Here is a 19588-nt window from a genome sequence, read left to right as displayed (position 1 = left end):
ATGAAATCGCTGGTCCGTCTCGCTACCGCTGCGCTGCTGCTTGCCGCAGCGGTGTCAGTCCACGCCGCGCCGCTGGATGGTGCGCGCCAGCTGATCGTGGTCACCAGCGATGGCTGGGACAGCACCCAGGGCCAGCTGCAGGCCTATGTGCGCGATGGCAGGGGCTGGCACACGCACGGACAGGCGTTCCCGGTGGCGCTTGGCCGCACCGGCAGTGCCTGGGGCCTGGGCCTGCACCCGGCGCAGGCCGACGGCCCGCAGAAGCAGGAAGGCGATGGCCGCAGCCCTGCGGGCGTGTTCGCGCTCGGCAGCGCGTTCGGCTATGCCGTCACACGCCCAGGCACGGCCATGGCCTACCAGCCGATGCTCGAAAGCAGCTACTGCATGGACGTGCCCGGCTCGCCGTTCTACAACCGCATCGTCGATGAAAGGAAAGTCGGCAGTGCCGCGATCAAGGGCTCCACCGAGCCCATGCGGCTGGACCTGCACAACAAGGGCGACGTGCGCTACCAGGAAGGCTTCGTGATCGCCCACAACCCGGACAACCAGCCCGGCAAGGGCAGCTGCATCTTCGCCCATCTGTGGCGCCAGCCCGGCGAGGCCACGGCCGGCTGCACCGCCATGCCGCAAGCGCGCATGCAGGCCCTGCTGGACTGGCTGCGGCCGCAGGATGCGCCGCGCTTCGTGCTGCTGCCGCGCGCCGAGTACACGCGCCTGCAGGCTCAGTGGCAGCTGCCCGCACTGCGCGGAGACGCCCGTTGAGCGCGCAGGACGAACCGCAGCTGCAGCGCGCGGTCAGCCGCTGGCAGATCGTCGGCCTGTCGATCAACGATGTGATCGGCAGCGGCATCTACCTGCTGCCGGCCGCCACCGTCGCCCTGCTCGGCCCCTTCAGCCTGTGGGGCGTGGTCGCTGCTGGCATCGTGGTCGCGCTGCTGGTGCTGTGCTACGCACAGGCCGCCAGCTACTTCGATGAACCCGGTGGCAGCTACCTGTACGCCCGCGAGGCGTTCGGCCGCTTCGCCGGGTTCGAGATCGGCTGGATGATCTGGCTGACCCGCATCAGCTCGGCGGCCGCATTGAGCAATGCGCTGGCCGATGCCGTCGCGCGCTTCTGGCCGTGGGCCGGTGCCGGCATGGGCCGCATCGCGGTGATCGTGGTGTCGCTGGGCTTCCTGACCGGTGTCAACATCATCGGCGTGCGCTCGGCCGCGCGTACCGGCGTGGTGCTGGTGATCGGCAAGATGCTGCCGCTGCTGCTGTTCGTGGCCATCGGTGCGTTCTACATCGACCCGCAGCTGGCCTTCTCCGGACAACGCCCTGACCCGCACGACCTGCAGCGCATGGGCGAAGCCGCCTTGCTGCTGCTGTACGCCTACGCCGGCTTCGAGAACATTCCGGCCGCGGCCGGCGAGTACCGCAATCCGCGCCGCGACATTCCGTTCGCCCTGATCACCATGATCATCACCGTCACCGTCATCTACGGCGCGGTGCAGGTGGTGGCACAGGGCACGCTGGCCGGCCTGTCCAGCTCGGCCACGCCGCTGGCCGATGCCGCCGCCGGCTTCGGTGGCGAAGCACTGGCGCTGATCCTGACTGTCGGTGCCACCATCTCCATCCTCGGCACCAACAGCAACACGATGATGATGGGCCCACGCTTCCTGTTCGCGCTGGCCCGTGATGGCTACGGCCCGAAGATCCTGGCGCAGGTGCATCCGCGCTTCCACACGCCGGCCGCGTCGATCCTGTGCCAGGGTCTGATCGCGCTCGGCCTGGCCCTGTCCGGTTCGTTCGTGCAGCTGGCGCTGCTGTCGATGACCACGCGCCTGTTCGCGTATATCGGAACGGCCGCTGCGGTACTGGTGCTGGCCAAGCGCTATGCCGACCGCCCCGGCGCGTTGAAGCTGCCGGGCGGCCCGCTGATTCCGGTGCTGGCGCTGCTGCTGTGCCTGGCGCTGTTCGCCAGTGCGAGCTGGCAGAACATTGCCGCTGCACTGGTCGCGTTCGCCATCGGCGCGGTGATCTACAAGTTGCCGCGCAAGGATGCCGACGCCGGGTGACCGGCAGCGCCGGGCCATGCCCGGCGGATTGATCTGGCGATCACACTGCCGGACCGGGCTGTTAACCGCCACGCAGGCACGATCAGGCTTCGTCCTCAACGGAGCCTTCCATGACCGAGTACCAGATCCCCGGCCGCGTACCGGACGACAGCACGCCGCGCGACGCGGTCAGCAACTACTGGCGCGAACGCTACACGGCCGAGCCCTATTACGATGACCAGTTGTTCTTCGAGGACTACGAGCCGGCCTACCGCATCGGCCACGCCGCGCGTGCGCAGGACGTGATCCGCGCCTACGAACAGGTCGAAGCTGAACTGGAGTCGCGCTGGGCCAGCGAGCGTGGCCGCAGCCGGCTGGAATGGGCGCAGGCACGCAATGCGGCGCGCCGTGGCTGGGAAGATGCACAGCTGGCGGATCCGCAGCTGGCACGATAGCGCCAGGCTGTTGTAGAGCCGAGCGCGGGCTCGGCTCTACACACTCACTCCTGTTCCGGCAGCGGTGGCACGATCGCGCCGCGCTTGCTCTCGCCACCACCGGCGGCGATCAGGTCGCGGGTGTTCTTCTGCACCGCCACCGCACCGAACAGCGACAGCGCATACGCCATGCCGTAGAAGCCCTTCTCGCTCGATGCCAGGGTGGCATTCCACAGGCCCACCAGCAGCAGCATCAGCGCCGACAGCAGCGCGAACCAGCACAGCGCGTAGTACAACGCGCTCACCGGAATGCCCTCGACGCGGTCACGCACGCTCTTCTGCAGCGACACCGCCGCGAACAGGCCAAACAGCAGCAGGGTCAGGTAGTAGCCCTTCTCGTTGAGCGCCATCGTGGCGGCGTTGAACAGGCCGACAAGGTAGGCCGCGGCGCCCAGCAGCAGGGCCACCCACGAGGCGGCGATGAAGGCGGTGGACGGCTTGTGGGGCATGGCAGTGTTCATTGCAGATCCTTGGCAGGCAGACGGGCACGCTTTGCCCGGGCGTGCCCACCCTAGACGATCCCGCCGCCCTCGCACAGGGGTTGCAGGACCTTCGGGCCACGACGGTCACGGCTGCAGTGGTATACAAGGGACAGCCCGGCCATCCGCATCCCCGCCCTGGAGATACCCATGACCCGCATGCCCCTGCTGCTCGCCCTCGGCCTGGTGCCGATCCTTGCCACCTCCGCCTGCAATGCCGCCGACCCGGCCGCCAACGGCGCCCAGGCCGCGGCACCCGCAGCCTCCACCGCTGCCGACCAGCGCCCGTTCACCGCGACCGAAGTCAGCCGCTTCGATCAGCCGTGGGCGATGACCTTCCTGCCCGATGGCAGCCTGCTGGTCACCGAGAAGCGCGGCACGCTGCAGCACCTGGACCTGGCCAGCGGCCAGAAGCACGAGATCACCGGCGTTCCCAAGGTCGCCTACGGTGGCCAGGGTGGTTTCGGCGACATCATCCTGCATCCCGATTTCGCCCGTAATCACGTTGTGTACCTCAGCTATGCCGAGGAAGGCACGCTGGACACCCGCGGTGCCGCCGTGGCCCGTGCCACGCTGGCGCTGGACGCCAACGGTGCCGGCCAGCTGAAGGACCTGAAGGTGATCTGGCGGCAGAGCCCGAAGGTCAGTGGTGAAGGCCACTACGGCCATCGCCTTGCCTTCGGCCCGGACGGCAAGCTGTGGATCAGTTCCAGCGAGCGGCAGAAGTTCGATCCGGCGCAGGACATGGGCAGCAATCTCGGCAAGATCATCCGTCTCAACGACGATGGCAGCCTGCCCGCAGACAATCCGTTTGCTTCGCAGGGCGGCGTGGCCGCGCAGGTGTGGTCGCTGGGCCACCGCAACATCCTCGGCATGGCCTTCGATGCCAACGGCAAGCTGTGGGCGCATGAAATGGGCCCGGCTGGCGGCGACGAACTGAACCTGATCGTGCGCGGTGCCAACTATGGCTACCCGATCGTCTCCAACGGCGATCACTACGACGGCCGCCCCATTCCCGACCACGATACCCGCCCGGAATTCGCCGCGCCCAAGGTGACCTGGACGCCGGTGATCTCGCCGGCCGGCTTCGTGATCTACAGCGGCAACCTGTTCCCGCAGTGGAAGGGCAGCGGCTTCATCGGTGGCCTGTCGTCGACGTCGCTGGTGCGCGTGGCCTTTGATGGCGACAGCGCGCGCGAAGCCGAACGCTTCAACATGGGCGAGCGTATCCGCGAAGTGGAACAGGGTCCGGACGGCGCACTGTGGCTGCTGGAAGACGGCAGCAAGGCGCGCCTGCTGAAGCTCACCCCGAAGGCCTGAAGTAGTGCCGGCCGCTGGCCGGCATCGCCCCCTGTCCAACGGCCCCGCATGCGGGGCCGTTCTTGTTTACTGGATGGTGCCGACCTTCACCTCGGAACGCGCACAGGCTTTGTCCAGGCACTCGCCGGTCAACCAGACCTGTCCATCGCCGACCATCACGCCCTGCTGGTTGACGAAGACCTTGCCGAAGTCCTGCTCGGACACCGCCTTGACCACCGCCGGGGTGATGATCGTCTCGTAGTTGCGCTGGAACTCACCAGGGCCGGTGATCTTCTTTCCATCCGCGATGTTCAGCGGAAAGCGCACTTCCTCCACCACGGCAGCACGATCACCACCGACCACGGCGGTCTTGAACGCGTTGAAGACCTTTTCGTACTGCGCGGCATCACCAAGCACGCTCTCGATGCGCGCACGCGCGTCTTCCGCAGGCGCATCCGCCGGTGCGGTTGCGGCAGGTTCGGCAGCCGGCGTCGCCGGTTCAGCCGCAGGCGTCGCTGCAGCGCTGGCCTCCATCGGCGGCGGCGCATCCACCGTAGGCGCGGCCGGCGGCGCCGCCGGCTGCGAACAGGCCGCCAGCAGCAGGGCGGGAATCAACACGGCGATCGTACGCATGCGCGGGCATCCATCGGTCCAAGAATGCCGATGGTAGCGCCACACCAGTGAGGACAACAAAAAAGGGGACGGAGGGGATTAAGTCGTTTGTGCCACTAACGACTTAATCCCCTCCGTCCCCTTTTCTTCGATCAGGCCTTCAGCAGCTCGAACTGCACCGCTTCACCGGCGGCCGACGAGGCGCAGACCCACAGGTCGAACTGGCCAGGCTCCGCGCGCAGCACGCCGTCGCGGCCGGTGAAGGCCAGCTGCCCGCGGGTGAGGGTGAACACCACTTCGGTCGACTCACCCGGCTGCAGCGCCACCTTGCGGAAGTCCTTCAGTTCGCGCACCGGACGCACGCGGCTGGCCACGCGGTCGTGGATGTACAGCTGCACCACTTCCTCGCCGGCCACATCACCGCTGTTGGTCAGCGTGGTGGTGATGGTCAGGGTGTCCTCCCAGCCGAGCTGCGCCGCACTCAACTGCGGCACGCCGTAGGCGAAGCTGGTGTAGCCGATGCCGTGGCCGAACGGGTACAGCGGCTCGTTCGGAATCTCGCGCCAACGGGCCTTGAACTCCGACATGGTCGGCAGTTCCGGACGGCCGGTGCGCGGGTGGTTATAGAAGTACGGCTGCTGGCCGGACACCTGCGGGAAGCTGACCGGCAGGCGGCCGGACGGGCTGTAGTCGCCGAACAGTACGTCGGCCACGGCATGGCCGGTCTGCGTGCCCAGGTACCAGGTCACCGCCACGGCCTGTGCATTGCGCACCGCGCCCTGCAGTGCCAGCGCGCGGCCATTGCGCAGCAGCACCACCAGCGGCTTGCCGGTCATCGCCACGGCCTCGGCCAGCGCCTGCTGGGCCGGCGGCAGGGTGATTTCCACGCGCGACTGCGCTTCACCGCTGTAGCGCTGCGGCTCGCCCAGCGCCAGCACCACCACGTCGGCGCGCAGTGCGGCGGCCACGGCCGCTTCGGTGCCACCGGGGATGGCCACTTCCAGTTCGCAGCCCGGCACGATCTCCAGCAGCGCTTCGTCGCCGATGGCGGCACGCACGCCGGTTTCCAGGTCCACGTAGCGCTGCTTGTCGCCAAACAGCGTCCAGCAGCCTTCGATGTTCTCGCGGTCCTGCACGAACGGGCCGATCAGCGCGATCTTCTGCCCGGTCTTCTGCAGCGGCAGCACGTTGTCGCGGTTGTTCAGCAGCACGATCGAACGGCGTGCGGCATCGCGCGACAGCTCGTCATGCGCGGCGAGGTGCGAGGTGTCGGCTTCGCGCGCCGGATCCAGCGAACGGTACGGATCGTCGAACAGGCCGATGGCTTCCTTCAGCCACAGGATGCGGCGCACGCCTTCATCCAGCACCGCCATCGGCACGTCGCCGCTCTCGACCAGGCCCGGCAGGTGCTCGGCGTAGAAGCCGCTCTGCATGCTCAGGTCCAGGCCGGCGGTGAACGCCTTGGCAGTGGCATCGCGGTCATCGGCGGCATAGCCGTGGGCGACCAGTTCCATGTCGGCGGTGTAGTCGGAGATCACCACGCCCGGGAACTTCCATTCACCGCGCAGGATGTCGGTCAGCAGCTCGGCGTTGGCACTGGCCGGCACGCCGTTGATGTCGTTGAACGAGGACATCACGGTGATCGCGCCAGCGTCGAAGGCGGCCTTGAACGGCGGCAGGTGCACGTCGCGCAGGGTCTGCGGCGAGATGTCCACCATGTTGTATTCCATGCCGGCCATCACCGCGCCATAGGCAGCGAAGTGCTTCGGCGTGGCCAGCAGCGAATCGGCCGCGCGCAGGTCGCTGCCCTGGAAGCCACGCACGCGGGCGGCGGCAAACGCACAGCCCAACACCACGTCCTCACCGGCACCTTCGGCGCCACGGCCCCAGCGCTGGTCGCGGGCGATGTCCACGGCCGGGGCATAGGTCCAGTGCAGGCCGGCAGCGGTGGCTTCGATGGCGGTGGCGCGCGCGGTGCGCTCAGCCAGGTCCGGCTCGAAGCTGGCGGCCTCGCCCAGCGGGATCGGGAACACGGTACGCATGCCGTGGATGACGTCGGCAGCCAGGATCACCGGGATGCCCAGGCGGCTCTCCTCGGTGGCAACCTGCTGGATGCGGCGGCCCAGCTCGGCGCCGACACCGTTGAACAGCGAGCCGACCTTGCCCTCGCGCACCTGCTGCAGCACCTGGTCGGCATTGCGCACGTTGGCTTCCGGGTTCACGTCCGGGGCGAACGGGCGGACCATGTCCGCGAAGACACCCAGCTGGCCGACCTTTTCCTCGACGGTCATCTGGGCAATGAGGGATTCGATGCGATCGGAGGCCACCAGCAGTCCTTGATGAAAACGTTTACAAGCCCGGCATTCTAGCGATCCCGAGCCGTTTGGCGAGAGGTTTCGTCGTTCAGTTTCAGCCACCAGCGGGGTCCGTATGGCCCCGCCGGGGGCACCGCAGCTTACTCCGAGCCAGCCAACTGGCGCTGCCCGGCCATCAACATGGCGTCGCTGGAGGCCTGGAACACCCGCAGGCCGAAGGCCGGCAGGATCGCCAGCAGGTGGTCGAAGATGTCCGACTGCACTGCCTCGTACTCGCCCCAGGCAGTGCTGCGGGTGAAGCAGTACAGCTCCAGCGGCAGGCCTTCGGTCGTCGGCTGCAGCTGACGTACCAGCAGGGTCATATCGGTATGGATGCCCGGGTGGCTGCGCAGGTAGCGCTCCACATAGGCCCGGAAGGTACCCAGGTTGGTCACCCGGCGGCTGTTGACCTCGGCCACGCCCTGCTCGCGCAGGCGCCCGTTCCACTGCCCCAGCTCCTGCTCCTTGGCCTGCAGGTAGTCGCGCAGCAGCGCAAATTCGCCGAGGAAAGCCAGATCGCCCTCATCCAGGAAACCGACACTGTGCTGGTCCAGGTACAGCGCGCGCTTGATCCGGCGGCCGCCAGCCTCCTGCATGCCGCGCCAGTTCTTGAATGACTCGGTCACCAGCTTCTTGGTCGGGATGGTGGTGATGGTCTTGTCGAAGTTCTGCACGGTGATGGTGTGCAGGGCGATGTCGATCACATCACCGTCGGCGTTCTGGCTGGGCATCTCGATCCAGTCGCCGATGCGTACGCGGCCATCGCCACTGATCTGCACGCTGGCCACCAGCGACAGGATGGTGTCCTGGAAGATCAGCATCAGCACTGCCGTAGCAGCACCGAGGCCGGTCACCAGCGGGCCCAGCGCTACGCCCAGCAGGGTGGCGACGATCGACAGGCCGGCGGCCACGAACACCACGATCTTGACCACCTGCAGGTAGCCCTTGATCGGCTTGTTGCGCGCATCGGGCTTGCGCTCGTACAGGCTGTTGGCCGCGTCCAGCGCATGCGAGAACGCCATCGACACCGTCAGTACGGCCCATACGATGCACAGCTTGATGATGACCTTGACCAGGCCTTCCGGCAGATCGGGGATGAGGGTGACGCCCGAGGCGATCACCTGGCTGGGCACCACGTTGGACAGGCGCGAAATCACCCGCATCACGTGGCTGCCGCGCCCGGACTCGGCGCCCGGCAGGCGCTGCAGCAGGCGCCGCAGGCCGCGCACCAGGATGCGCTTGGTGATCCAGTTGGCGAGGCCGGCTGCGATCAGCAGCGCCGAGATCATCAACGCCAGGTAGGCGCCAGGATAGGGTTCCAGTGTGTTCTGCAGCTTTTCCAGCCACTGTACCGCCACCACCGCGTCCACCATCAGTTGTCTCCTTCTTCCTTCATTGATGTTGAGGTTGCCGGCCAGCGGCCGGCACTACCGGGGTTGTCGGCCAACAGCCGGCACGACCGGGTCAGTCCCGCGTGCGTTCGATGATCACGCCCACCGCGCGCGCGCCGCGCACCGCGCCCGGCTTGCTCAGCTTCAGGCGCAGCCACTTCACGTCGAATTCGTCCAGCACGATCTGCGCGCAGCGCTCGGCCAGGGTTTCGACCAGGCCGAACTCCGATTCGCGCACGAACTGTTCCAGGCGCTTGCTCACCGCCTTGTAGTTCAGGGTGTGGGTGATGTCATCGGTAGCCGCAGGGCGACGGTTGTCGAAGCCCATCTCCAGGTCGAACACCAGGTCCTGGCGGATCCGTCGTTCCCAATCGTAGATGCCGATCAGGGCGTCGATCGTCAGCCCTTCGATGAAAACCTTGTCCATTGCGCTTACCAGCCCGAATACAGGCGGCCATGGTAACGGCACGGCGGTGAGCCTGCCCGGAACGGGCGGTGGGTAGCCGGCAGGGACGCGGCTCCAGAAAAGACAAAGGGCCCCGCTAGCAGGGCCCTTTGGTACTACCGTTTGTCCCCGGGGGGAGCTGGAATCCAGCCGCGAGTCCCGGTGGCGCAGGCACGCAGATTAGGCAAGGACCAGATCGCCGGTCAAGGCCAGTTCCGACAGAGCGGGTCAGGTGTTCGTCCGAGGCAAAACGCAGAAAATCAGCCGCGCGGACAACGACGTTCCCTGATGGTAGTCGCCGCCCACTCTCGCGAACATCGATCCCTCCTTCACCACCGCACATGATGATGGCTCCATACGATGTACTGCGGCGCGCGTTGTCAGCGGAGCGTCTGTCTACTTACGAGAGAATCGCATCGACCTGCAGCCCCGACGTCACAGCCGAATCCCTCTACCTCTGGAACATGCGGCTGTGCGGTGCACTGATGATGCCGGTCCATCTGTGCGAGGTGGTCATCCGCAACGCCGCGGCTATGGTTCTTGTTCGGCAGCACGGTCCACGTTGGCCCTGGAATGATGCCTTTAGACGCAGGCTGCCAACTTCGTCCAGTACTTCTCCACGCACGGCACTGGAACAACTTGCCAGTCGCGTAAGCGATACACCTGGAATCGTCGCCAACCTGCCTATGGTGTTCTGGCAGCAGCTATTCACATGTCGCTTCGATTCCACGCTGTGGATACCGGCACTCAGCGGAGTCCTGCGGCATGCGCCTTGCGCCCACCCCAGCGTCATCCGGAAAGCCATCCACGCGGATATTGGCCGCATCCGCCACCTGCGCAACCGCGTCGCGCACCACGAACCCATCCTGGAGCGCGACATCGGCGCCGACCTGGCGGCTATCGGGCGGCTGATCCATGCCCGCTGCCCATATACGCTGGGCTGGCTGCAGCGCCATGAGCGGGCGACGACGGTGTTGGCAGCATCGCCATTGGCAGGGCGTCTGTAATGCGTTCGCCGGGCATGGCCCGGCGCTACCGGTTCACACCGCCGGCAGGGTCGCCATGTCCCAACGCGGGGTCACGTCCACCTTCGGCGGGCTGTGCTGGCCGGCCTGCAGGCGCAGCGCGCCGGCGAAGGCGATCATCGCGCCGTTGTCGGTGCACAGTGCCGGCCGCGGGAAGCAGGCGCGGCCGCCGAGGCGCTCGGCCATCTGCTGCAGGCGGGCGCGCAGGCGCTTGTTGGCGCCAACGCCGCCAGCCACCACGATCACGTTGGTCCCGGCCGCTTCCAGCGCGCGCTCGCACTTGATCGACAGGGTCTCGACCACCGCATCTTCAAAGCCACGGGCGATATCGGCACGGGTCTGCTCGCTCTGGTCGCTGTCGCGCCAGGCCATCAGGACCTGGGTCTTCAGGCCGGAGAAGCTGAAATCCAGCCCCGGGCGGTCGGTCATCGGCCGCGCGAAGCGGTAGACACCCGGCGTGCCCTGCTCGGCCAGCCTGGCCAGCTGCGGCCCGCCCGGATAGGGCAGGCCCATCAGCTTGGCGGTCTTGTCGAAGGCCTCACCGGCAGCATCGTCCAGGGTCTCGCCCAGCAGGCGGTACTGGCCGATGGCGTCCACTGCCACCAGCTGGGTATGGCCACCGGACACCAGCAGCGCCACGAACGGCGCTTCCGGCGGGTCGTCTTCCATCAGCGGGGCCAGCAGGTGGCCTTCCATATGGTGTACGCCCACCGCCGGTACCTCCAGCGCCCAGGCCAGCGACCGGGCCACGCCGGCGCCCACCAGCAGTGCGCCGACCAGGCCGGGACCGGCCGTGTAGGCCACCCCATCGATGTCGCCTACACCCAGACCGGCTTCGGCCAGGGTCTGGCGCACCAGCGGCAGCAGCTTGCGGACGTGGTCGCGGCTGGCCAGCTCGGGCACCACACCGCCGTATTCGGCGTGCAGGGCGATCTGGCTGTAGACCGCATGGGCGCGCAGGGCCGCGCTGCCGGACAGGTCGGTGTCATACACCGCCACGCCGGTCTCATCACAGGAAGATTCGATGCCAAGGACTCGCATGCCTGCTATTATGACGCCCCTGCCGCCCCCTCGGGGGATGTGCAGATCTCACTGCTTTCGAACTTCCGACCCGTATTCAGGGTTGGCCGCTTGCAGTTTGTCTATTCGCCGCTATAATGTGCGGCTCGCCGGGCGTGACCCGGTTCTACTGTGTCCCGGAGATTCCATGCCCAGCGTCAAAGTCCGCGAGAACGAGCCCTTCGAGTTTGCTCTTCGCCGCTTCAAGCGCACTTGCGAAAAGGCCGGTGTGCTGGCCGAAACCCGCAAGCGCGAGTTCTACGAAAAGCCGACCCAGGAGCGCAAGCGCAAGGCCGCCGCTGCTGTGAAGCGTCAGCTGCGCCGCTCGTCGCGCGACGTCACCAAGCGTCAGCGCCTGTACTGATCGGACGCATCTTCATTGCGGCAGGCTTGCCTGTCGCGATGGAGCCGAAGCCGGCACGCGCGAGCGTCGCCGGCTTTTTGCGTTTCCGGGTTCGGGCATCCGCCCCGCCCCACCTACCACCACGAGGTTCCTCATGAGCATGAAGCAGCAGCTCACCGACGACATGAAGGCCGCCATGAAGGCGGGCGAGAAGCACAAGCTGGGCGTGATCCGCCTGATCAACGCCGCCATCAAGCAGCGCGAAGTGGACGAGCGCATCGAGCTGGACGACACCGCCGTGATCGCCGTGCTCGACAAGATGGTCAAGCAGCGCAAGGACTCGGTCAGTCAGTTCGAAGCCGCTAACCGTGAAGACCTGGCCGAGATCGAGCGCGCCGAGATCGTGGTCATCGAAGCCTACCTGCCGGCCAAGATGGGCGAAGCCGAGATCGTGGCCGCCATCCAGGCCGCCATCGCCGAGACCGGTGCCTCCGGCCCGGCCGACATGGGCAAGCTGATGGGCGCACTGAAGCCCAAGCTCGCCGGCCAGGCCGACATGGGCCTGGTGTCCAAGCTGGTCAAGCAGCTGCTGGCATAAGCCAATGCCGGGGTCGGAGCCCTTTCGCATCGCGGAAGGGCTCCGACCCCATTGATGCACCCGCTTCACCGCACCTTCGACCCCCGGCTGTTACAACACCCTCATGGTCGAGCAACCGCACTCCCCCGCCGACACGCGTCCCCACGGCATCCCCGCACGGCTTCGCCACTACGCTGACCGCCTGCAGGACAGCTTTCCGATGGCCGTCGCCAAGCGCTTCGTCGAAATCGACGTGCTGACCCAGGCCGCCTCGGTCTCCTTCTACGCCCTGCTGTCGATGGCACCGCTGCTGGTGCTGCTGCTGTGGCTGACCGCCTCGCTGTACCCGCCTGCACAACAGACGCTGATCAGCCAGATCGGTTCGGTGGCCGGCAGCAGCGTAGCCAGCGTCGCCGACACCGTGCTGCACAACGCCAACAGTCAGCCCAGCGTCGGTTCGCTGGCCGGACTGTGGAGCACGTTGCTGCTGTTCGTCGGCGCTACTGCCGTGTTCGCCCAGCTGCAGAACGCGCTGAACCGCATCTTCCACACCAGCGGGCAGCGCCTGGAGGGCGTAAAGGCGTGGCTGCGCAAGCGCGTGTTCTCGTTCGGCGTGGTGCTGGCACTGGGCTTCCTGCTGATCCTCTCGATGACCGCCACCACTGCACTGCAGGTGGTGTTCGCGCAGCTGCCCTCGGTGCTGCCGGCGATCGGCTACCTGACCTCGCTGCTGCTCTACACGCTGGCCTTCGCCTTCCTCTACCACTACCTGCCCGACCGCCGCGTGGCCTGGCGCCAGGCCTTCATCGGCGGTGCCATCACCTCGGTGCTGTTCACCCTGGGCCGCTACGGTATCGGCGTCTATATCGCCACCGTGGCCCCGGGCAGCGCCTACGGCTCGATGGGTGCGCTGGTGATCGCGCTGGTCTGGATCTACTACGCCACCGCCGTGTTCTTCGTCGGTGCGCTGATGACCGCAGTGATCGACGAGCGCCTGCATGCGCGGGCGCAGCTGGCCAGGGCCGGGGTCGATGCGGAACAGGCCAGCCCCGACGTCGCCAGCGAGTAAACTAGGGGAACCTGCCGCCCCTGCTGCGCGCCCTGGCGGCCGCGCCCCGTTCTGTTGCCCATGGCCCGTATCCCCGACGCTTTCATCGACGACCTGCTCGCCCGCACCGACATTGTCGAGGTGGTGGGCAGCCGCGTGCCGTTGAAGCGCCAGGGCAAGGAGTACGCAGCGCGCTGCCCGTTCCATGACGAACGCTCGGCCTCGTTCACGGTCTCGCCCACCAAGCAGTTCTATCACTGCTTCGGTTGTGGCGCGCACGGCACCGCGATCAGCTTCCTGATGAACTACGACCGCCTCGAATTCCTCGACGCGGTGGATGAACTGGCCAAGCGCGCCGGCATGGAAGTGCCGCGCAACGAGAACCCGCGCAGCCCCCAGCAGCAGGACGACAGCCGCGAGCTGTATTCGGCGCTGGAGGCGGCCACCAAGTTCTTCCAGAACAACCTGGAAGGCAGCGACAAGGCACGCAGCTACCTGGATGGCCGCGGCGTGGACGAAGAGAACCGCGCACGCTTCCAGATCGGCTACGCGCCGGATGGCTACAGCGGCCTGCGCGATGCGCTGGGCAAGGACGAGCGGCGCATGAAGCTGCTCGACCGCGCCGGGCTGTTCTCCAAGAACGACCGCGGCCACGTCTACGACAAGTTCCGCGACCGGGTGATGTTCCCGATCTTCGACCGCCGTGGCCGGGTGATCGCCTTCGGCGGCCGCGTGTTCGAGAAGGACGACGGCCCCAAGTACCTCAACTCGCCCGAGACCGCGCTGTTCCACAAGGGCCGCGAACTGTACGGCCTGTGGCAGGTGCGCCAGGCCAACCAGAAGATCGAGCGGCTGATCGTGGTCGAGGGCTACATGGACGTGGTCTCGCTGTTCCAGTTCGGGGTCACCCAGGCGGTGGCGACGCTGGGCACGGCCACCACGCCGGACCACGCCGAACTGCTGTTCCGCAACGCGCCGGACGTGTTCTTCTGCTTCGATGGCGACGCCGCCGGCCGCCGCGCCGGCTGGAAGGCGCTGGAGTCGGTGCTGCCGCGCATGAAGGATGGCCGCCAGGCCTTCTTCCTGTTCCTGCCCGATGGCGAGGACCCGGACACCATCGTGCGCAAGGAAGGCGCCGAGGCGTTCAACGAGCGCCTGAAGCAGGCCACGCCACTGTCGCAGTTCTTCTTTGACGAACTCACCCGCGAGATCAACCTAGGCACGCTGGACGGCAAGGCGCGCCTGGCCGAGCGCGCCAAGCCGATGCTGGCGCAGATTCCCGATGGTGCCTTCGGCGACCTGATGAAGCAGCAGCTGGCGCAGCTGACCGGCCTCGGCGGCAATGCCGCGTCCGCGCGTGCACCAATGCCGCAGCGCCAGCCCGCGCGCACGATCCAGCCGGTGGCCAAGCGCAGCCTGGTGCGCGGCGCGATCGCCGTGCTGCTGCAGCAGCCCTCACTGGCGCTGACCCTGGGCGGCCAGCACCACTTCCAGGGCCTGCGCCTGCCCGGCGTGGAACTGCTGCTGGAGCTGTTGGGGCTGGTCGAACAGCGCCCGGACATCAGCACTGGCGCCCTGCTGGAACACTTCGACGGCCGCGAGGAACAGGCCTCGCTGCATACACTGGCGGCACAGACGCTGCCCGGCACCGAAGCCAGCTGGACCCAGGAACTGCACGACGCGGTGGCCCAACTGGAGAAACAGCTGCTGGTGCAACGTCTGGAGGAGTTGTTGGCAAAGCAGCGCCAGCAGGGTCTGGACGATACTGACAAATACGAACTGCGCGAGCTGCTGAAGGCCCGCGCCGGGCTGCGCCTGTAGAGGGGCAGAACGCTTTCACGGAGAGGACCATGCTGCTGCGCCTGACCTGCCTGCTGTTGTTGTCGCTCTGCCTGCCGCTGACGGCCCTGGCCGAAGAAGCGTCCCTCAACGAAGTCCGCCCTGGCCTGTATGCCGGTGGCCAACCCAGCGCCGCACAGCTGCAGGCCTTGGCCGCGCAGGGCGTACGCACCGTGATCGACCTGCGCCAGCCCGGCGAGGACCGCGGTTTCGATGAAACCCGCGTGGCCGAATCGCTGGGCCTGCGCTATGTGCGCATTCCGGTGGCCGGTGCCGAGGCGCTGGATGCGGCCAATGTGCACGCCGTGCATCAGGCCCTGCAGCAGAGCCAGGGGCCGGTGCTGCTGCACTGCGCGTCCGGCAACCGCGCCGGTGCCGTGCTCGGCCTGGTCAATGCACGCTACGAACATGCCAGCCCGGAACAGGCCCTTCAGCTCGGCCAGCGTGCTGGCCTGAAGTCGCTGGAAGCCGCCACCCGCCAGCGCCTGGCCACGCCATCCACTTCGCCCTGACTCCACCGCACCAAGGACTCTGCCCACCATGACCCGCTGGTGGTCGCGCCTGCGACCGGACAACTTCACCCTCGCCCTGCTGTGCACCGTCGGCCTGGCCTCGCTGCTGCCGATGAAGGGCGCCGCCGCCATCGTCCTCGACGATGTCACCACCGTCGCCATCGCCGCGCTGTTCTTCCTGCATGGTGCGCGCCTGCCGCGCGAGTCGATCATCGGCGGCATGCTGCACTGGCGGCTGCACCTGACCATCCTGGCCTGCACCTTCATCCTGTTCCCGCTGCTGGGGCTGATGTTCAAGCCGCTGTCGGGCTGGCTGCTGACCCCGGAGCTGTACCTGGGCGTGCTGTTCCTGTGCACCCTGCCGTCCACCGTGCAGTCGTCCATCGCGTTCACCTCGATGGCGCGCGGCAATGTACCGGCAGCGGTGTGCAGTGCCTCGCTGTCGAGCATCCTCGGCGTGTTCCTGACCCCGCTGCTGCTGACCGCGCTGGCCGGTACCTCCGGCGGCATCCACGATCCGCTGCATGCGATCGGCGGCATCATGCTGCAGCTGCTGGTGCCGTTCGTGGCCGGCCACCTGCTGCGGCCGTGGATCGCTGGCTGGGTGGAGAAGCAGCGCGCGCTGCTGCGCTACACCGACCAGGCGACCATCCTGCTGGTGGTGTACTCGGCCTTCGGCGAAGCCGTCACCGAGGGCCTGTGGAGCAAGACGCCGCTGCTGTCGCTGCTGGCCGTGGCCGTCGTGGCCGCCGTGCTGCTGGGCATCGCCATGCCGCTGATCACCTTCATCGCCCGCCGCCTGCGCTTCAACCGCGAGGACGAGATCGCCATCGTGTTCTGCGGCTCGAAGAAGAGCCTGGCCACCGGCGTGCCGATCGCCAAGGTGCTGTTCGCCGGCGGCAGCCTCGGCGCCATCGTGCTGCCCGTGATGATCTACCACCAGATCCAGCTGATCGTCTGCGGCGTGATCGCGCAGCGGTATGCGCGGCGCAAGCCCTGACCTGGAAATCCATCAACGCGTGGCCTCGAACTACAGTAGATCCACGCCATGCGTGGATTCACGGCTCCACCAGCGTGCCGACGCTCAGCTCCGGCATCCACACCCACAGGTCGTACTCGCGGCCGGCATGGGTGTTGACCTCCGGCGCACGCGTGGGCCGTTCGAGCAGGGCCAGCGCCTTGCAGCGGTCCATGCATCCCCAGAAGTGGCCGCGCAACGCTTCCAGCCGCACGCTGTAGATATCCAGGTCGCGCAGTGCCGATGCCATCGGCTGGGTCTGCATTTCCGGCGGAGCATCGGCGGGGCGCTGCAGCATGGCGTGGACATTGCCGGTCAGCACGACCATGCGTGCGCCATCGGGCAGGCGCCGGTACAGGCGCCGTAGTTCGGCGGCCATGCGGTCATCGCGGGCCTGGCTGCCGCCGTCACTGTGATTGACGTCGTAGCCAACCACCTCGATCGCGCGGCCCTGCGCCTTCAGCGCGCGCAGGCCTTCGATCATCGCCAGCATGTCGCGACTGCGGCGACCATCGTGCTGGTCGTCGCGCACGGTCCAGAACGCGCGGCCGTGCAGGTGCTGGCGTGCCGCGGCCCCGCCATCGGACTGCAGATAGTCGCGCAGCGTGGGGTTCTCGGCACGCGGCAATTCCAGCGCCAGCAGTACCGGCGCGCCATCGCGGCTGTAGTCGTCCACCAGCTGCCGCACCAGCAGTGGCGTCTCGCGTGTGCCGTGGAATTCGCCCAGCACCAGCATGCGATGGTCAGCGGCGTATTGGCGGATCTGCGCGGTAGCGTCGTCGGCATGCGCGGTCACGGCCATGCCCAGCGCCAGCAGCAGCGCGGAGGTCCAGCGGAAGATCGAATGCATCCCTGCGCCTTCCTTTCCTTGGGGGTCAGGAACAGCAATGGCGACGCAGCAACCGCGGTTCAAGTAGATCCACGCCATGCGTGGATGTCCGCGCGATCAGGTGGGGTCAGAGCCCCTTCGTGGATCCGACCCCGAGGTCACAGCCAAGGCAGGATCCAGTGGTCCACCAGCAGGAAGGCGAACAACGCCATCAGGTAGACGATGGAGTAATAGAACATCTTCATCGAGAACAGCTCGTCCGGCGGATTGAGCATGCGCCAGGCGTACCAGAGGAACACCGCATTGAGCACGATCGCGCCGCCCAGGTAGAACGCGCCGCTCATGCCCACCAGGTACGGCAGCAGGCAGACCAGCGCCAGCACCACCGAATACACCATGATCTGCTTGCGGGTGTGCACCACGCCGTGGGTCACCGGCAGCATCGGGATCTCCGCCTTGGCGTAGTCCTCGCGGCGGAAGATCGCCAGCGCCCAGAAGTGCGGCGGGGTCCAGATGAAGATGATCAGCACCAGCAGCGACGAGTACGCCCAGTCCGACGAACCCTGCATGCCGGTCACCGCCGCCCAGCCCAGCATCGGCGGCATCGCGCCGGCCAGGCCACCGATGACGATGTTCTGCGAGGTCGCACGCTTGAGGTACACGGTGTAGATCACCGCGTAGCCGATCAGCGAGGCGAAGGTCAGCACCGCGGTGATCAGGTTCACCCACAGCACCAGGATGACCATCGACAACACGATCAGCACGCCGGCGAACACCAGCACCTGCCAGGGTTTGACCTTGCCCACCACCAGCGGACGCCACGAAGTGCGCGCCATCTGCGCATCGATGTGCGCATCCAGCAGCTGGTTGATCGCAGCTGCGGCCGAGGCCGCCAGCCAGATGCCGAGGAAACCGAGCACGCCGGCGCGCACCTGCTCCCAGCTGGGCACGCCCGGAATGGCCAGAACCATGCCGACCAGGGCAGTGAAAACAATGAGGGCGACGACCTTGGGCTTGGTCAGGTCCCAGTACTGGCGATAATTGGAAAACATGGAATCAGTCCGGGGCACGCAGGCGGGCCAGCAGGCTGACCAGCACGAACAACAGGGCAACGGCCACGCCGTTGTGGGCCACCGCCACTTCCAGCGGCAGCGCCAGCTTCACATTGAGGATGCCGAGGGTGACCTGCAGCACCAGCAGTGCGATCAGCGCACTGGCCCAGCCACGCATGCTCGGCAACCGGAACAGGCGTACGCCCAGCCACAGCAGGTAGACCGCCACCACCACCGCGAACATGCGGTGCGCCATCTGGATGGCGATACGCGAGGCGCCATCCAGCACGCCCCCTTCGTAGTCCACGCCGATGCCGCGCCACAGGGTGAAACCCTCGACGAAATTGTGCTGCGGCCACCACTGGTTGGCGCAGCGCGGGAAGTTGTCCAGCGAGGCGCTGCCGCCGCCGCAGGCCAGCGCCGCGTAGTTGGCACTGACCCAGCCCCCCAGTGCGATCTGGGTGACCAGCACCGCCACGCCGAAGCGCAGCAGCCACTTCAGCTTCGGCGCTTCGGCCAGGGTGATCGGCATGTGCGTTGCGCGCCAGGCCATCCACACCAGCAGGCCGAACATCAGCATGCCGCCCAGCAGATGGCCCATCACCACGATGGGTTTGAGCAGCAGGGTCACCGTCCACATGCCCAGCAGGGCCTGGAAGATAACCACCGCCAGGGTCAGCAGTGCAGCGCGCGCCAGGTCGATGTTGCTCCAGCGCAGCGCGGCGATCAGCAGGATCGCCTCGCCGATCAGCGCCAGCACGCTGGCCGTGCCATGCCAGCCCATCATGTACAGCGGTATGCCGGCGGCCACCAGAACGCAGGCGGTCACCACCGCCGTGCTTCCGAATCGCCGCTTGCGCGTGGCCAGCAGCGCCAGGGTCAGGATCTCGATGCCCAGCGCGCCGGCCAGGAAGCGGTGCACCTGCTCACGCCAGGCCTTGTGGGTCTCCAGCGGGCGGATCTCCGCCGCCGGGTGGCCGATGGTCTCTTCCACGTGCTGCGGCCAGGTGGCCTGGCCATAACAGGTCGGCCAGTCCGGGCAGCTCAGGCCGGCATCGGACAGGCGCACGAAGGCGCCGAACATGATCGTGCTCGCGGTCATGATCATGGCGAACCACGCCAGGCGGTGGAAATTGCGGTGCAGCGCCGGACGCGCGGAAAGGCTCATCAAAC

20 protein-coding genes are annotated in these 19588 nt (G+C 67.2%); 11 read left to right on the top strand and 9 right to left on the bottom strand.

Translation table 11 applies throughout. The features are described from left to right. From EZ304_RS11385 to EZ304_RS11375, 3 genes are all read left to right on the top strand, one after another. On the top strand, positions 1–762 hold the full coding sequence (locus tag EZ304_RS11385; protein ID WP_142807103.1) for a L,D-transpeptidase family protein: 762 nt from the start codon (positions 1–3) through the stop codon (positions 760–762). After that, positions 759–2060 (top strand): APC family permease, encoded by a 1302-nt coding sequence (locus tag EZ304_RS11380; RefSeq protein ID WP_010484214.1) that lies wholly within the window; start codon positions 759–761, stop codon positions 2058–2060. The genes EZ304_RS11385 and EZ304_RS11380 overlap by 4 nt, the downstream gene beginning before the upstream one ends. Before the next feature lie 110 nt (positions 2061–2170). Next, positions 2171–2494, top strand: a complete 324-nt coding sequence (locus tag EZ304_RS11375) for a hypothetical protein (protein WP_099551621.1) — start codon at positions 2171–2173, stop codon at positions 2492–2494. A gap of 44 nt (positions 2495–2538) precedes the next feature. On the opposite strand, the gene yiaA is transcribed toward EZ304_RS11375, so the two are convergent. Further along, positions 2539–2994: an inner membrane protein YiaA gene (gene yiaA, locus EZ304_RS11370; RefSeq protein ID WP_099551622.1), complete on the bottom strand. Its 456-nt coding sequence runs from the start codon at positions 2992–2994 to the stop codon at positions 2539–2541. A gap of 168 nt (positions 2995–3162) precedes the next feature. On the opposite strand from yiaA, the gene EZ304_RS11365 reads away from it, so the two are divergent. Then, positions 3163–4332, top strand: a complete 1170-nt coding sequence (locus EZ304_RS11365) for a PQQ-dependent sugar dehydrogenase (protein ID WP_142807102.1) — start codon at positions 3163–3165, stop codon at positions 4330–4332. A gap of 66 nt (positions 4333–4398) precedes the next feature. Here the strand turns inward: EZ304_RS11365 and EZ304_RS11360 are convergent, their stop codons facing one another. From EZ304_RS11360 to folB, 4 genes are all read right to left on the bottom strand, one after another. Continuing rightward, on the bottom strand, positions 4399–4944 hold the full coding sequence (locus tag EZ304_RS11360) for a hypothetical protein (RefSeq protein WP_142807101.1): 546 nt from the start codon (positions 4942–4944) through the stop codon (positions 4399–4401). Positions 4945–5075: 131 nt separating this feature from the next. Further along, positions 5076–7250 (bottom strand): glycoside hydrolase family 3 N-terminal domain-containing protein, encoded by a 2175-nt coding sequence (locus tag EZ304_RS11355; protein WP_142807100.1) that lies wholly within the window; start codon positions 7248–7250, stop codon positions 5076–5078. 128 nt (positions 7251–7378) lie between these two features. Further along, positions 7379–8650: a mechanosensitive ion channel family protein gene (locus EZ304_RS11350; RefSeq protein ID WP_142807099.1), complete on the bottom strand. Its 1272-nt coding sequence runs from the start codon at positions 8648–8650 to the stop codon at positions 7379–7381. 91 nt (positions 8651–8741) lie between these two features. Beyond that, positions 8742–9095, bottom strand: a complete 354-nt coding sequence (gene folB, locus EZ304_RS11345; RefSeq protein WP_099551627.1) for a dihydroneopterin aldolase — start codon at positions 9093–9095, stop codon at positions 8742–8744. A gap of 359 nt (positions 9096–9454) precedes the next feature. Between folB and EZ304_RS11340 the strand changes: the two genes are divergently transcribed. Next, complete coding sequence (locus EZ304_RS11340) at positions 9455–10120, top strand: hypothetical protein (protein WP_142807098.1); 666 nt, start codon at positions 9455–9457, stop codon at positions 10118–10120. Between the two features lie 33 nt (positions 10121–10153). Here EZ304_RS11340 and tsaD read toward each other — a convergent pair whose 3' ends face one another. Then, positions 10154–11179, bottom strand: coding sequence for a tRNA (adenosine(37)-N6)-threonylcarbamoyltransferase complex transferase subunit TsaD (gene tsaD, locus EZ304_RS11335; protein WP_099551629.1), 1026 nt, complete (start codon positions 11177–11179; stop codon positions 10154–10156). A 166-nt stretch (positions 11180–11345) separates the two neighbouring features. Between tsaD and rpsU the strand changes: the two genes are divergently transcribed. The 6 genes from rpsU to EZ304_RS11305 all read left to right on the top strand — a co-directional run bounded on the left by rpsU (position 11346) and on the right by EZ304_RS11305 (position 16516). Next, positions 11346–11561 carry a 30S ribosomal protein S21 gene (gene rpsU / locus EZ304_RS11330; protein ID WP_002808376.1) on the top strand — a complete coding sequence of 72 codons (216 nt, stop codon included), beginning with the start codon at positions 11346–11348 and terminating at the stop codon, positions 11559–11561. 133 nt (positions 11562–11694) lie between these two features. Next, entirely contained in the window at positions 11695–12138 is a 444-nt protein-coding gene (locus EZ304_RS11325; RefSeq protein ID WP_049426948.1) for a GatB/YqeY domain-containing protein, read from the top strand. A gap of 103 nt (positions 12139–12241) precedes the next feature. Next, the gene (locus EZ304_RS11320; protein WP_099551630.1) at positions 12242–13186 is read left to right on the top strand and encodes a YihY/virulence factor BrkB family protein; all 945 of its coding nucleotides are present in this window, start codon (positions 12242–12244) and stop codon (positions 13184–13186) included. A 60-nt stretch (positions 13187–13246) separates the two neighbouring features. Next, positions 13247–14986: a DNA primase gene (dnaG, locus tag EZ304_RS11315; protein ID WP_142807097.1), complete on the top strand. Its 1740-nt coding sequence runs from the start codon at positions 13247–13249 to the stop codon at positions 14984–14986. Positions 14987–15015: 29 nt separating this feature from the next. Beyond that, entirely contained in the window at positions 15016–15516 is a 501-nt protein-coding gene (locus EZ304_RS11310; protein ID WP_142807096.1) for a fused DSP-PTPase phosphatase/NAD kinase-like protein, read from the top strand. A gap of 28 nt (positions 15517–15544) precedes the next feature. Further along, on the top strand, positions 15545–16516 hold the full coding sequence (locus EZ304_RS11305; protein ID WP_049457760.1) for a bile acid:sodium symporter family protein: 972 nt from the start codon (positions 15545–15547) through the stop codon (positions 16514–16516). A 58-nt stretch (positions 16517–16574) separates the two neighbouring features. Here the strand turns inward: EZ304_RS11305 and EZ304_RS11300 are convergent, their stop codons facing one another. From EZ304_RS11300 to EZ304_RS11290, 3 genes are all read right to left on the bottom strand, one after another. Then, entirely contained in the window at positions 16575–17384 is an 810-nt protein-coding gene (locus tag EZ304_RS11300; protein WP_142807095.1) for an erythromycin esterase family protein, read from the bottom strand. A gap of 137 nt (positions 17385–17521) precedes the next feature. Further along, positions 17522–18415 (bottom strand): heme o synthase, encoded by an 894-nt coding sequence (gene cyoE / locus EZ304_RS11295; RefSeq protein WP_010484229.1) that lies wholly within the window; start codon positions 18413–18415, stop codon positions 17522–17524. A gap of 4 nt (positions 18416–18419) precedes the next feature. Next, the gene (locus EZ304_RS11290) at positions 18420–19583 is read right to left on the bottom strand and encodes a COX15/CtaA family protein (protein ID WP_142807094.1); all 1164 of its coding nucleotides are present in this window, start codon (positions 19581–19583) and stop codon (positions 18420–18422) included. Positions 19584–19588 lie beyond the last annotated feature (5 nt).

Source organism: Stenotrophomonas maltophilia, assembly GCF_006974125.1.
Classification (GTDB): domain Bacteria; phylum Pseudomonadota; class Gammaproteobacteria; order Xanthomonadales; family Xanthomonadaceae; genus Stenotrophomonas; species Stenotrophomonas maltophilia_O.
The sequence above is the reverse complement of the archived record's forward strand: the minus strand, read 5'-3'. Positions and strand labels throughout refer to the sequence as shown.

What these genes read in the sequence shown, in the direction of transcription:
- EZ304_RS11385 (WP_142807103.1), top strand. Translation starts at nt 1, where the DNA reads ATGAAATCGCTGGTCCGTCTCGCTACCGCTGCGCTGCTGCTTGCCGCA.
- EZ304_RS11375 (WP_099551621.1), top strand. Translation starts at nt 2,171, where the DNA reads ATGACCGAGTACCAGATCCCCGGCCGCGTACCGGACGACAGCACGCCG.
- yiaA (WP_099551622.1), bottom strand. Translation starts at nt 2,994, where the DNA reads ATGAACACTGCCATGCCCCACAAGCCGTCCACCGCCTTCATCGCCGCC.
- EZ304_RS11365 (WP_142807102.1), top strand. Translation starts at nt 3,163, where the DNA reads ATGACCCGCATGCCCCTGCTGCTCGCCCTCGGCCTGGTGCCGATCCTT.
- EZ304_RS11360 (WP_142807101.1), bottom strand. Translation starts at nt 4,944, where the DNA reads ATGCGTACGATCGCCGTGTTGATTCCCGCCCTGCTGCTGGCGGCCTGT.
- EZ304_RS11350 (WP_142807099.1), bottom strand. Translation starts at nt 8,650, where the DNA reads ATGGTGGACGCGGTGGTGGCGGTACAGTGGCTGGAAAAGCTGCAGAAC.
- folB (WP_099551627.1), bottom strand. Translation starts at nt 9,095, where the DNA reads ATGGACAAGGTTTTCATCGAAGGGCTGACGATCGACGCCCTGATCGGC.
- EZ304_RS11340 (WP_142807098.1), top strand. Translation starts at nt 9,455, where the DNA reads ATGATGATGGCTCCATACGATGTACTGCGGCGCGCGTTGTCAGCGGAG.
- tsaD (WP_099551629.1), bottom strand. Translation starts at nt 11,179, where the DNA reads ATGCGAGTCCTTGGCATCGAATCTTCCTGTGATGAGACCGGCGTGGCG.
- rpsU (WP_002808376.1), top strand. Translation starts at nt 11,346, where the DNA reads ATGCCCAGCGTCAAAGTCCGCGAGAACGAGCCCTTCGAGTTTGCTCTT.
- EZ304_RS11325 (WP_049426948.1), top strand. Translation starts at nt 11,695, where the DNA reads ATGAGCATGAAGCAGCAGCTCACCGACGACATGAAGGCCGCCATGAAG.
- EZ304_RS11320 (WP_099551630.1), top strand. Translation starts at nt 12,242, where the DNA reads ATGGTCGAGCAACCGCACTCCCCCGCCGACACGCGTCCCCACGGCATC.
- dnaG (WP_142807097.1), top strand. Translation starts at nt 13,247, where the DNA reads ATGGCCCGTATCCCCGACGCTTTCATCGACGACCTGCTCGCCCGCACC.
- EZ304_RS11310 (WP_142807096.1), top strand. Translation starts at nt 15,016, where the DNA reads ATGCTGCTGCGCCTGACCTGCCTGCTGTTGTTGTCGCTCTGCCTGCCG.
- EZ304_RS11305 (WP_049457760.1), top strand. Translation starts at nt 15,545, where the DNA reads ATGACCCGCTGGTGGTCGCGCCTGCGACCGGACAACTTCACCCTCGCC.
- EZ304_RS11300 (WP_142807095.1), bottom strand. Translation starts at nt 17,384, where the DNA reads ATGCATTCGATCTTCCGCTGGACCTCCGCGCTGCTGCTGGCGCTGGGC.
- cyoE (WP_010484229.1), bottom strand. Translation starts at nt 18,415, where the DNA reads ATGTTTTCCAATTATCGCCAGTACTGGGACCTGACCAAGCCCAAGGTC.
- EZ304_RS11290 (WP_142807094.1), bottom strand. Translation starts at nt 19,583, where the DNA reads ATGAGCCTTTCCGCGCGTCCGGCGCTGCACCGCAATTTCCACCGCCTG.